Source organism: Congregibacter sp., assembly GCF_965662665.1.
In the GTDB taxonomy this organism is placed as follows: domain Bacteria; phylum Pseudomonadota; class Gammaproteobacteria; order Pseudomonadales; family Halieaceae; genus Congregibacter.
Window position 1 is genome coordinate 1 of the sequence record NZ_CBFIIF010000007.1, and the last position, 12,075, is coordinate 12,075.

The following is a 12,075-nucleotide window of genomic DNA, read 5'->3' on the forward strand; positions in this document are numbered from 1 at the left end:
ACGCAATTGGAATACCGCTGGCAGCGCTAGGCTGGATACCGCCCTGGGCAGCGGCGGTGGGTATGTCTTTGAGTTCCCTGCTGGTTGTGGGGAACTCCAGCCGTCTCCGCCGTCTGAACGCAGCTCTGGATCGCTAAGCGTGGAAAGTCTGTATCTCCTCATCCCGGTCGCAATCATTTTTTGCGTTATCGTCGTTCGCCTCCTCCTCTGGGCTATCGACAGCGGGCAATATGATGATCTGGACAAGGAGAGCTGGCGCATATTGGCTGACGAGGATTTTGAAGAAGAAAAGCCGGAGAGCAAAAGCGAGGATGATTAACGCCGATTTAGCTGCTGCCTTCGGCATTGGACTCGCCGGCGCAGGTCACTGCCTCGGCATGTGCGGAGGGATCGCAGCGGCGATCAATCTGGGAGGAAATCGAGGCACGTTAACTACCGTCGCCTATCACACGGGACGCCTGAGTAGTTACGCCGCTCTCGGCGCACTGCTGGGCGCACTGGCCGGCAGCATCAATTTGGCCCAATGGACCATGGTCCTGCGCTACCTGGCAGCGCTTCTGCTCATTGGAATGGGTTTGTCCATCGCCGACTGGTGGCGTGGCATGTCCGTGCTTGAGAGTGTTGGCGCAAAGCTCTGGAAACCCTTGCAACGCCTGTCCTCTCGGCTACTGCCGGTGCGGCATTGGTTTCAGGGTTACCTACTGGGACTGTGCTGGGGGCTAATGCCCTGCGGACTCATCTATAGCGCTTTGGCCTGGTCTGCCACCGCGCAGGACGCCGCACGCTCTGGACTCTTGATGCTCGCCTTTGGGGCCGGAACACTCCCGGCTATGCTCAGCACCAGTTTCGGTGCAGCAAAGGCGCAGTCACTTCTCAGGCGTCGCGGTTTAAAGCTATTGATTGCGATATTTTTGATTCTTTCGGGAATCTGGTCGCTTTTAATGACCTGGAACCACGGCAGCCACCTCAACCGTCCGATCTCGGCCGAGATACGGGGACAAACAGACAGCGCCATCCCTAGCGACGCGACCATGGATCATGCCAAACACTAATCGGAGTTACGCTCTGTATTCTCCTCTGAACTTTCCTCTGGACTTTCCTCTGCACTCTGCTCTCCACGCTGCTGTTCACGCGCCTGCTTACGCATTGCCTGCTTCTTGCGGATAGGCCCTAAAGTAGTACTCATCCAAAAGACGGTTCCGATAACGAACAGAACCAGAAAAACAGTGAGTCCAAGCGGCACAAGATTCATAGCGATTTCCAGCGTTTATGAGTGGCGTTTTGTACCCCTAAATTACCACGAAATGTTCACCAGGCAGTGCTCGGGTTCTCCAAAGAAATCTACGATGCTCAGGCAAAAAAAACCCCGCCAGAGGGCGGGGAATCACAGGGGGGCGACGTGCATGACGCCGCCTCATTCAAACCATCAGAACTTGTAAGCAACGCCTACGTTGTAAACCCAGGGATCGATGTCCACATCAAAACTTACCGTCGCATTCGCACCGCTCCCGGTGGTCACATCGATGTCCGCCGTCGTGCCAATGTCAATGTACCAAACACCCACATTCAAGGCCCATTGGTCGTTCAAGGGGATGTCTACGCCCGCTTGAGCCGCCAAGCCCACGGAATCCTCCAACGATAACTTTGCAGAGGTCACATCAAGTAAATCATCCAGTACCGCGCCAAGCTCACTATCCACCTCCTCGCTAAAGAAGATCGTGTAGTTCACACCCAAGCCCAGATAAGGCTGCCAGCCTTCCATACCGCCGCGGGGATACCACTGAATGCTCACCGTGGGCGGCAAGTGTTCTGTAGAACCCGCCGCGATTGGCAGGCCGGCAAGATCAATGTCGTGCTTAAAAGGAGCTGCTGCCAGAAGTTCCACACCCCAGTTATCCGACATCATCCAGGTTGCAATGAGGCTCACTGAGGTCCCGTCATCGACATCTACACCGCCGGGTAAAACCGTCGGTGGATCCGTGGGCAACTCGATTGCATCGCTGTCACCGCTGGGAGCAACAGTCGCGATACCAGCACGAAATATAATATCGCCTTGCTCGTAGGCCTGGGTCCCCAACGATGCAAGACTGATTCCTGCCGCGGCGACCGCAATGACAAGCTGTTTCTTCATATGATCTAACTCCTCTACCTGAAATTGATGCCCTTTCAGCACCGTAGGAGTCCATGGTAAGAGTCCTTCGAAATAGAAGCATTGATGTCAATCAAGGTTATGGTTTTGCCGTGTATAGTGCGTCTGGCATCGCTTTATTAGAGCCATGCGCAACACCACAGGGACACCAGCAACCGCTCATGCTTTTCAGAAATTCTAGAAGTTACTCAGTGTTGAACAATGCTGCATTGCTAGTGCTGACTATTGCATGTGGAGCAAGCGGCGCAGGTGCTACAGACACGCAAACAACGACTAGCCATGACAAGGTTCTTTTGAGCGTAGGCAAACTCCATGTCCCGGGACAGCGTTATGAGAACGGTTATGCCCGCCACTATGATGAAGACTGCTCGGCAACCCTCGTTAGCGACAGAGAGCACGCACCATCTTCATCGCTCATTGTGAGCGCCTGGCACTGCCTTGAGTTTTATCGCGACATCAGCAAGCCCCTCACCTTTGAAACATCTCGTGGTGACACCAGGAAGGCGCAGCTGATCAGCAGTGGCGGAGGCATGCACAGCGACTGGGCGCTCTTGCGGTTAGACGCCCCCTTACCCTCGCCGGTTGTCCTGGCCGACCACAAAGATCAAGCAGCCGAAGCACTGCTCATGGCAGGCTTTCCCCGGAGAACCTCATCGCAAACCAAGATTCTGGAGACCGCGTCTAACTGCTCGGTGACAGGCTCAGACGGTCGCGACACACGAAGTAATTGTGTCCTGCAAAAGGGCGCTTCGGGTGGCGCGGTTTTTTCCCGGGGGACTGAAAGTCAGTATCTCGGAGTGATCTCCCGCGGCGATGGAGAGTCCCAGAGCATTTATGTGCCTCTGAGTAGATTCCGCGCCAACATCAACGCCTATCTGAAAAGCGTCCGGCTACCCTAGTTAGAAAAGCCGTTCAATCCACACGCTGCACGGGATGGGCGACATCGTCCTCAGGGCTTTCACTGACATCTTCTCCACCGTGACTTGCAGCGCGTTCGCGAGCGCGAGTCTTTCCTGCCGAACCATCGCCCTGCGCCGCCCTGACGATTTCCTCTAGTTCATCTACCGCCCGGTCTATGGTCAGCTCACCACTATCAGCGTGATCGTCAAACAAATTGATCATACGATCCGAACGCCTTCCCAGAAGCATCAAACGCAGATAAAGACTCTTTTCGACTTTTGGCTTGGTGACAACATCAATAGCAAAAGCTGCAAGGCTCAGGGGACTCAACAAGAAGTCGCGTAGCGCATCGGCTGCAAGCTTTAGCTGGAAAACAAGTACGTGGCGGAAAGCAGCGGACGTGCTTACGTGCCCGTCATCATTACCATCTTCATTACTGAACATATTGGCTCTCTCCGGCGTGCGCGCCGTCAGTTAATACCAGCCCTTGACTGCGGCGCTAAGAAAAGACGACTCCGGCAACTCCAGCACCGTTGGGCGCCGACTATCCAGAGCGGTCCTCAGTGCAGCTTTGAGCGACTCCAGAGAATCCACCCGCAGCGCCAGACAACCCAGCGCAGAAGCCGCAGCCACAAAGTCGGGAGCGTCGATATCGACGCCCACCGGCTTAATATCGCTGGCCAACATACCCTCGCGAATTTCTCGATAACCGTTGTTGTTCCAAAGCAAAACAATAACCGGCAAATCTTCCTGCACCGCAGCTGCGAGCTCCATAAAGGTAAACTGCGCCGCGCCATCGCCAATCAGCGCCAGCACCGGGACCTCCTCCGGCAGCGCCCTGCGCGCACCCATGGCAGCTGGCAATGCATAGCCGAGAGTGCCCCCGCCTGTGGCTGAGTGAAAGTACCGTCGCGGTGCAGACGCTTCATACTGCCAAACGGCGTAATAGGTGGGCAGCGTGCTGTCGCCCACTAAGCAGAGCTCCGGCATCTCGCTTTGCAAGCAGTCAAACACTGCCTGCACCTCAGTGTTCCAATGGGGTTCGCTACCCAGCTTAGCGCGCGTCGCCGCGACTCGTTGAGCACCGTCTTCTGCCGGGGATACTTTTTCCTCAAGTAATTCCAGCAATGCAGCAAGGCTTTCCCTGGCATCACCACAAAGCGCGAGGTCGGGTCGTTGATTGCGGCACAGCTGCGCCGGATCAATGTCGATCCGCCCCAGCCAGAGAGGACTCGGCAAATCGCCCAGAAATAGCATGTCGTAGTCGGTCTCACCAAACTCGGTACCCACCGCAAGTACCGTGTCCGAGTCGGCAATCAGTTCTCGCACTGCGCTCAGGCTGGGACTCCCTCCTACCAGTAAGGGATGACCCCGGGGCAATAAGCCCTTGGCATTTATCGTCGTCACCACGGGCAGAGCCAGCGCTTCAGCGAGCGCCCGTGCTTCTTGCGCTGCGCCAACGGCGCCGCCGCCGAGTAACAATAGTGGTCGCTTCGCACTACTTAAGCGATCCGCAAGCAGCTTAATACCCGCAGCACTCGCGCAAGGCGCTAAGACCTTGGGCCAGGGTACTGTGGGAACGTCGCTAGCGTCCTGCGTGATGACATCCAGAGGAATCTGGATATGCACAGGGCCGGGTCGAGCGCTTGAGAACACGGCAAATGCACGAGCGAGTACTTTGGGTAACTCCTCGGGGCGCATTAGCGTATGACTGAAGCGACTGCATTGGCTGGCAAGGGCCGACTGGTCAGGAACCTCGTGCAGACGCCCCTCCCCCATGCCTAACTCCGAGCGAGCCGCTACCGCCGTCACAACCAACATGGGCACCGAATCCGCCAGCGCTTGAATCATAGGGGTAATCGCATTACCCAAACCGGGTCCCGAAATCAAAAAGCAGGCTGCAACCTTGCCACTTGCCCTCGCGTACCCGTCCGCCATAAATGCCGCGCCCTGCTCATGCCGAGGCGATATGTGACGGATATTACTGTTACCCAAACCGCGATATAACTGCACGGTGTGATTCCCGGGAATGCCGAAAACCGTATCAATCCCATAAGCCTCAAGCAGCTCTACCAGCCGTTCCCCGCAACTCACCGATGATGGTGTGTTCAATTTATAGTCCCTCGGCCTGCTCGGGATGGGGCTGGATCATGGGTGCCTCTCCAATGTGTTGTTCACCACGGGCTTTCGCCAACTCTACCTGGTGCTGCCTTTCCGCAAACCGTTCGCGCTGCTCATCCGACTGGATAGCAATGCAATGAGGGCAGCTAACTCCTTTTACGTAGTCAGGAGATTGCAGGTCTTCGTGACTCACAGGGTGGCGGCAGGCGAAGCATTGGTCATAACTCCCCCGTTCCAAGGCGTGATTAACAGCCACACGGTCATCAAATACAAAGCACTCTCCCTCCCAACTGCTGGACTGCTCCGGCACCTCTTCGAGGTATTTCAAAATCCCGCCCTTTAGATGGAATACTGTCTCGAAACCCTGTTCAAGTAGATACGAAGACGCTTTTTCACAGCGGATTCCACCGGTACAAAACATCGCTACTTTCGTATTCTTCTCGGGGTCAAGATTTTCCGCGACCCATGCCGGGAAGTCGCGGAATGTCGTTATCTCAGGATCCACGGCACCGCGAAAGCTACCGATAGCGCATTCGTAGTCGTTACGGGTATCGATCAGCGTGACCTCGGGATCCGCAAGGACTTCGTCCCAGTCAGTCGGCGCGACATAGGTACCCACGACTCGCCTGGGATCAACCTGAGGAACTCCCATGGTGACGATCTCTCGCTTCAACTTCACTTTCATGCGCAAAAACGGCTGTTCATCGTGCAGCGACTCTTTGTGCTCAAGATCCACGAGTCGGGGATCAGCACGCAACCAGTCAAGAACAGCATCCAGAGCTTCGCGGCTTCCGGCGACCGTGCCATTAATCCCCTCCTCTGCGAGGAGCAAAGTCCCTTTGAGTCCATGCTCTCTGCACTGCTCAAGCAAGGGCTCACGCAGGGATTCGTAATCTTCCAGGACAACAAATTTGTACAGTGCCCCTACCACTACAGACATTAGGACGCGTCCTCCGCTTCTGCCTTGCTACCCCCAAGACAGTTAGGTGAAGCAGGCGCCTCGTGGGTCTTGGCCTGCCATTCCTGCGGGTCGTAAAGATGCATAGCCAACGCATGAATCGGTCCCGCAAGTAAATCGGCGAGCTCCCCGTAAACCAGCTGATGGCGCGCAACCGCCCGCTTGCCGGAAAAAGCCTCTGAGGACATCACCAAGCGAAAGTGTGTTTCGGAATTTGCGGGCACACTGTGCTGATGACTTTCGTTGTCTAGTTCGAGCCAGTCGGGCGCAAAGGCTTTATTAAGACGGTCCTGCAACTGTTCTTGAACGCTCATAGCTTCTCCTGCGGTAGGCCGGCGATTATACGCCCGGCGGCCGCGTCTTTCAGCCGACTACGGGAAAGGATTTCCCAGGTCGCGGGGAAGCTCTATACTCACCGTATGGCTACTGAAACTGACGAGCGTTATGACATCGCCTTCGCTGGAGAGTGTCTCGAAGGGCACGACCCCCAAGCGGTACGCCAGGCGCTGGGTGACTTGTTTAATGCCGACGAAGGGACTCTCGAACGCCTGTTTTCGGGCACCCGCCAGCGCATCAAACGAAACTGCGACAAAGCCACAGCTCTCAAGTATCAAAAAAGTTTGGGCGCCGCTGGCGCTAAGGCCATTATCACAAAGGCCGACAACGCCAGCGTAGCTAGCAACAGCGCAACGGCAGTTCAGGACGCGGCTCCTACCGCCAATGCAGCGGCGTCCGACACCGCGAATACCGGCGGCAAAGCAATCGACGGTAGCGCCTTCGAGTTACTTCCCGGAGGCAGTGACGTTTTGCGGCCAGAGGAGCGAGCATCTCGGGAAGATGTCGCAATAGATCTGAGCCACTTGTCCCTGGGAGAAACTGGCGATCGACTTAGCGATGAAACTACAGGCGCAGAACCTGCCGTCACCGCACCCGACTATGACGTTGCTGAACCCGGAGCACGCATGGGCCCCGTCGATACCAGCACGGCGCCCGATGCCCCCGACATCTCATCACTGGATCTCGCGCCGGCAGGCGTGGATCTGGTCGATAGCAGCCTGCATACCTCTCCTGCTACGCAGGTGAATATTGATCACCTAAATCTGGCGGAGTCGGGGAGTGATTTACTCACCGAAGACGAGCGTAGCGTCAGTGATGCACAGGCTCCAGACACCAGCCATCTTAAGCTCGATGGCCCGGCGAATCCCTTCGACAGCTAATCACGACTATGACCACACCCGCTCTTCCTGCGCCGGCCCTACCCCGTCGTCTCGCCGCCATCGTCTACGACACACTGCTGGTGCTGCCATTGATCATGGTCTGTGTTGCCATAGGCCTGGGTATCCGTCATTTACTGGGAAGCGCAGCGGACAGTTTGCTTCCCTCCACGTTGGTGCAAACCATTGCTGTGCTGAGCTGCATCGGTTTTTTTGGCGTTTTCTGGCTTAAAAGTGGCCAGACCCTGGGCATGCAAGCCTGGCGAATAAAGCTTGTAGCGATGCCTGGCAATGAAATGACCTTTGGTCGAGTCGTAACGCGCTGCGTCTCAGCACTGCTATCAGCGGTTTGCCTGGGCATGGGTTATTGGTGGTGTATCTTCGATAAACGCAAGCGCTGCTGGCATGATTATCTTTCAGGAACCGAGCTCGTCTTACTGCCGAAAAAATCAAAGAAAAACAAAACAGCCGAAGAATAAGCCTTAAGCGACTCCGTTTAGGCCCGGCGAAGCAGATACAGACCCACGAGCACGCAAGCCAGAACCGGCGCGAGTGCCGCATAAAGCGGCGGAAAGCCAAACACCAGGCTCGCTGGCCCCAACAAGTCCTGGCTTAGCTGAAACAGTATCCCCACCATCACACCGGCGAAAATCCTGAACCCCAGAGTGCCATCCCTCAGCGGACCAAAAACAAAGGAAATCGCAATCAACACCAGAGCCGCTACAGCGGCGGGCTGCATCAGCTTGCGCCAGGTGGCCAGTTCGAAGTCAGCGACATCCTCGCCCTGGGAACGCAGGAATGCCGAATAGTCTATGAGGTCGACGAGGGGCAGCTGTGACGGCGCCACGTTCTCCAGCGAGAGTATTTTCGGCGTGATATTACTGGGGACAAAAATCTCGGACTCACGTCCTTTTGTGACGCCATCTTTCGAAAACTCGCTGCTTACAACATCGTTCAGAACCCAGCCTTGCTCCTCATAACGACCACTATCTGCAAACATCGCCCGGCGCATCCAGCCACCGGTCTCAAACTCATAAACCGTCACACCAAAGACTTCGTTATCACCAGATACGGCCTGCACATGCAAAAACACCGCACCATCGCGCCTCCAGATACCCTTCCCGGTATCAACCTGCTTACCGGCGTAGCGGGCAAGGGCTCGACCACTCTGCGCTTGCTGCTCCGCTGCTGGCGCGACATATTCGCCCAGAAGAAAGCCCAGAATGGCGATGAGTGCCGCCTGCTTGAGCACCATCCAGGCCAAACGGCTATTGGAAATGCCCGCCGCACGCATCACCACCAACTCACTTGTGGATGCCAACTGGCCCAGCCCGATAAGGGCGCCAATCAAAGCCGCAAAGGGGATAAATTCGTAGACGCGACGCGGCATCGTCAACATCACGTAGCGACCGATTTCGGCAAAGCCATAGCTGGCGCTGCGGCTATCGGATTCATCAATGAACGCCGACAAACCATCGATCCCTACGATCACCAGTAAAACGAGCAAGATCGACAACCAGACGGTGCGCGCTACATAACGATTAAGCTTTCGCACTCAGGAGCCCCGCAGGCGTCTGATGCGATCAGGGCCGAATAGCATCGCCAAGGCGAGAGCAAAGAAACCAAGATGCAAAAGATAAATCTGGCTCACCGCCGCATCACCCTCCGCGACACTCGTTCGGATACTGGCGAGCGCGAAAAGGTAGCCAAGATGCAGTAAGAGTGCAGGCGCCAGCTTGATATACCGCCCGCGGCGGTGGTTGGTCTTACTCAGGCTCAGCGCAAGCAGCGCCACAATCGGAACCATAAGCGCGACGGAGATTCGCCAGTGCAAGGCGGCTGTGTCCTCCGCATTCTGCGAGTCTAAAAGCTCCAGTGTGGACTTGGCATCAACCGGCTCGCTGCGTGCCAGCGAGGGCCGGTCAGGGAGCAGCTGTCCGAACTGCTCAAACTGCACAACGCGATAGTCGGCTCTCCCGGGGGTGCCGCTGAATCGATAGCCATCACTGAGCTCCAGATAACGCGCACCTGTCGTTTCATCGACAACTACCGAACCGCTTTGCGCGACGGTTACTCCCGCCACGTCGGAAGCACTGTCGGAGTCTCCGGGAGAGTACAAAAAGACTTGCTTAAGAGCTCCGGCGTCCGGGTCGATATCACCTGCATAGGTCACGGCACCCTCATCCCCTCGAGGCTGAAAGCGACCCGCGGCAAGGAGTTGCAAACCCTGGAGCGCCTGGGGCGCATTCAGTAGTGCCTCTGTCCGCGCTACGCCCTGCGGCGTTACAAAGAGCGACAAGCTGGCCACAACCAGCATCACCAGCAGCGCCGGTGCAAGGGTAAAGCGCGCCAACTTTGCGGGACCAACACCACAGGCACTGAGAATGACCATCTCACTCTCCACATATAGGCGGCCATAGGACATCAAAATGCCGATAAACAAGCCTAAGGGGAGAAGTAGTTCTAAAAATCCGGGGAGGCGATAAAACATAACCGGCAAAAGAATTTCTGCTGCAAGCTTTCCCGATGCCGCTTCTGCGAGATACTTCACAAAGCGGCCGGTAAGAATGATCGCCAATAAGACCGAACTCACCGCCAGGGTGTGCCCCAGGACGTCACTGGCCAGATAGCCGCGCAATCTCACCGGACAGCCCGTCCCGGCGAAAGAATAGAGTGTCTGGAGAGTTCAGTTTGCACGCTGTTCATCTTACACTAGCGCCTCTGATCTTTTAGAGAGAAATACCATGGCAGCACTTCGTTTTTCTACCAGCGATCCACAAAAAGTCTCGGGCAAGCGCACGGCATGTGCAATCCTGCCGGTTGGCAGCGCTCTCAAGCTTAACGATGCCGGCCGCGCCCTCGCGAAGGACAGTGCCGGTGTACTGGGAGCTGCGCTGAAGGCAGGCGAGTTTAACGGTGCCGTTGGTGAAACTCAGCTGTTGCACTGCCCGGGAATGGCCCAGCGGATTCTGCTCGTTGGCGTGGGCGATGGAAAACTGGGTAAAGACGACTATCTCAAGATGAGCCGATCCCTGGCTCGCGCCCTTCTCGCCAGCAAAGCGGGCGACGCACAGATGCATCTTGGGGCTTTGAAAGTCAATAATGGCGACTGGGATTGGCTTTGCCAACGCCTGGCAACGGATCTCGTGTATCACGGCTATCGCTACGCGCTAACGCTATCCAAGCCAAAAGAGGCGCCTACTCTCAACCGCTTTGCTCTGTTGTGCGCAGATAGTGCGCTAAGCCGCCGCGCAAAGTCCGCTCTCAAGCGTGGAGCTGACGCGGGCGCAGGTATCAATCTTGCGCGGGAGCTGGCCAATACTCCCGCAAACTACTGCACCCCTGAACACCTTGCCAAAGAGGCACGCAGATTAGCCCGAGGTCATGAAAAGGCCAGCTGCAAAGTGCTCAACGAGAAGGCTATGGCTGACCTGGGTATGCACTCCTTACTCTCCGTGACAGCAGGCACCGCAACCCCGGCCAAGCTCATCGTGATGGAATACAACGGCGGTAAACGCGGCGATGCTCCACACGTGTTAGTCGGTAAGGGAATCACCTTTGATAGTGGCGGCATCTCCCTAAAGCCTGGTGCCAAGATGGATGAGATGAAATTCGATATGGGCGGTGCTGCCAGTGTGCTGGGCACCATGCAGGCTGTAATGGCCATGGGACTGCCACTGAATATCGTGGCGATCATCGCAGCGGCAGAAAACATGCCCAGCGGGACTGCCACCAAGCCCGGCGACGTCGTCACATCAATGGCTGGAATAACCATCGAAATACTTAATACCGACGCCGAGGGTCGCTTGGTTCTCTGTGATGCGCTGACCTACGCGGAGCGTTTCAAGCCCGCAAGCGTCGTTGACATAGCCACACTCACCGGAGCCTGCGTCGTTGCTTTGGGAAGTCACGCCTCCGGCCTCTATGCGAACGACGAGAGTCTTGCTGCACAGTTACTGGATGCGGGTACCACCAGCCACGATCGCGCCTGGCGCATGCCACTTTGGGACGACTACCAGCGACAGCTCGACAGTAATTTTGCGGACATGGGCAACATTGGAGGCCCAGGGGGCGGAAGCGTCACTGCTGCATGCTTCCTGTCGCGCTTTGCCACCAAGTACCAGTGGGCACACCTGGACATTGCAGGATCGGCCTGGGACTCAGCGCCAAAAGGCGCTACGGGACGTCCCGTAGGCCTGCTCACGCAATACCTTTGTGACAGAGCGGCCGGCGGTTGACCCGCGTCGGCTTTTACATTGTTGAAAACACCGATGCCGACAGTCGGACGCGTTTGGCGCTTCGCCTGACGGAAAAGGCACATAAACAGGGGCATCGGATTTTTATCAACAGTGAAAACGAGGAACAGGCCAGGCAGCTCGATGAGCTGCTCTGGACGTTCCGTCCCGCGAGTTTTCTCCCCCATGCACTGAGCTGCGATGACGCCGAGGAGCAAATCTGCATAGGTTGGGGACAGGAGCCCAAAGGCCACGACGACCTGCTTATCAATCTGCAAAGCTCCGTACCAGAGTTTATTGGCAGGTTTCAGCGTGTGGCAGAGCTCGTCAATCAGGAGCCCGCCAGACTGGAAGCCCTGCGTCACTCCTGGAGACACTATCGCGAGCGAGGTTATGCATTGGAAGAACATCGGCTCCCCAGCGTATAATTCTCCACCGTTTTAAGATGTACCTGTATTTGCAAGTTCTCAAGCGCCCTCGACACGCCAACATACGCTC

General features: G+C 56.5%; 15 protein-coding genes. 7 read left to right on the forward strand and 8 right to left on the reverse strand.

Annotation, left to right across the window (positions count from 1 at the left end):
* Positions 1–139: 139 nt before the first annotated feature.
* Both ccoS and ACTG39_RS04490 read left to right on the forward strand, forming a co-directional pair.
* The gene (gene ccoS / locus ACTG39_RS04485; RefSeq protein ID WP_439106337.1) at positions 140–319 is read left to right on the forward strand and encodes a cbb3-type cytochrome oxidase assembly protein CcoS; all 180 of its coding nucleotides are present in this window, start codon (positions 140–142) and stop codon (positions 317–319) included.
* A complete protein-coding gene (locus tag ACTG39_RS04490) occupies positions 312–1,052 on the forward strand; it encodes a sulfite exporter TauE/SafE family protein (protein ID WP_439106338.1) in 741 nt (246 codons plus the stop codon). Before ccoS ends, ACTG39_RS04490 begins: the two co-directional genes overlap by 8 nt.
* Here the strand turns inward: ACTG39_RS04490 and ACTG39_RS04495 are convergent.
* Positions 1,049–1,252, reverse strand: coding sequence for a hypothetical protein (locus ACTG39_RS04495; RefSeq protein WP_439106339.1), 204 nt, complete (start codon positions 1,250–1,252; stop codon positions 1,049–1,051). The genes ACTG39_RS04490 and ACTG39_RS04495 overlap by 4 nt on opposite strands.
* Positions 1,253–1,426: 174 nt before the next feature.
* Positions 1,427–2,131 (reverse strand): OmpW/AlkL family protein, encoded by a 705-nt coding sequence (locus ACTG39_RS04500; protein ID WP_439106340.1) that lies wholly within the window; start codon positions 2,129–2,131, stop codon positions 1,427–1,429.
* Positions 2,132–2,442: 311 nt separating this feature from the next.
* Between ACTG39_RS04500 and ACTG39_RS04505 the strand changes: the two genes are divergently transcribed.
* A complete protein-coding gene (locus ACTG39_RS04505; protein WP_439106341.1) occupies positions 2,443–3,048 on the forward strand; it encodes a trypsin-like serine peptidase in 606 nt (201 codons plus the stop codon).
* Between the two features lie 13 nt (positions 3,049–3,061).
* Here ACTG39_RS04505 and ACTG39_RS04510 read toward each other — a convergent pair whose 3' ends face one another.
* The 4 genes from ACTG39_RS04510 to ACTG39_RS04525 are packed head-to-tail and all read right to left on the reverse strand — an operon-like array spanning position 3,062 to position 6,442.
* Positions 3,062–3,493 carry a hypothetical protein gene (locus ACTG39_RS04510; protein WP_439106342.1) on the reverse strand — a complete coding sequence of 144 codons (432 nt, stop codon included), beginning with the start codon at positions 3,491–3,493 and terminating at the stop codon, positions 3,062–3,064.
* Positions 3,494–3,523: 30 nt separating this feature from the next.
* Positions 3,524–5,161, reverse strand: coding sequence for a 5-guanidino-2-oxopentanoate decarboxylase (locus ACTG39_RS04515; protein ID WP_439106343.1), 1,638 nt, complete (start codon positions 5,159–5,161; stop codon positions 3,524–3,526).
* 1 nt (position 5,162) lies between these two features.
* A complete protein-coding gene (trhO, locus tag ACTG39_RS04520; RefSeq protein ID WP_439106344.1) occupies positions 5,163–6,110 on the reverse strand; it encodes an oxygen-dependent tRNA uridine(34) hydroxylase TrhO in 948 nt (315 codons plus the stop codon).
* A complete protein-coding gene (locus ACTG39_RS04525; RefSeq protein ID WP_439106345.1) occupies positions 6,110–6,442 on the reverse strand; it encodes a BolA family protein in 333 nt (110 codons plus the stop codon). The genes trhO and ACTG39_RS04525 overlap by 1 nt, the downstream gene beginning before the upstream one ends.
* A gap of 105 nt (positions 6,443–6,547) precedes the next feature.
* Between ACTG39_RS04525 and ACTG39_RS04530 the strand changes: the two genes are divergently transcribed.
* Together ACTG39_RS04530 and ACTG39_RS04535 are read left to right on the forward strand one after the other, a co-directional pair.
* A complete protein-coding gene (locus ACTG39_RS04530; RefSeq protein ID WP_439106346.1) occupies positions 6,548–7,345 on the forward strand; it encodes a hypothetical protein in 798 nt (265 codons plus the stop codon).
* An 8-nt stretch (positions 7,346–7,353) separates the two neighbouring features.
* The gene (locus tag ACTG39_RS04535; RefSeq protein WP_439106347.1) at positions 7,354–7,821 is read left to right on the forward strand and encodes an RDD family protein; all 468 of its coding nucleotides are present in this window, start codon (positions 7,354–7,356) and stop codon (positions 7,819–7,821) included.
* Positions 7,822–7,838: 17 nt separating this feature from the next.
* Here the strand turns inward: ACTG39_RS04535 and lptG are convergent, their stop codons facing one another.
* Positions 7,839–8,897, reverse strand: coding sequence for an LPS export ABC transporter permease LptG (lptG, locus tag ACTG39_RS04540; RefSeq protein ID WP_439106348.1), 1,059 nt, complete (start codon positions 8,895–8,897; stop codon positions 7,839–7,841).
* Entirely contained in the window at positions 8,898–9,986 is a 1,089-nt protein-coding gene (gene lptF, locus ACTG39_RS04545) for an LPS export ABC transporter permease LptF (RefSeq protein WP_439106349.1), read from the reverse strand.
* 100 nt (positions 9,987–10,086) lie between these two features.
* On the opposite strand from lptF, the gene ACTG39_RS04550 reads away from it, so the two are divergent.
* Complete coding sequence (locus tag ACTG39_RS04550) at positions 10,087–11,580, forward strand: leucyl aminopeptidase (RefSeq protein WP_439106350.1); 1,494 nt, start codon at positions 10,087–10,089, stop codon at positions 11,578–11,580.
* Positions 11,577–12,005, forward strand: coding sequence for a DNA polymerase III subunit chi (locus ACTG39_RS04555; protein ID WP_439106351.1), 429 nt, complete (start codon positions 11,577–11,579; stop codon positions 12,003–12,005). The genes ACTG39_RS04550 and ACTG39_RS04555 overlap by 4 nt, the downstream gene beginning before the upstream one ends.
* Positions 12,006–12,075 lie beyond the last annotated feature (70 nt).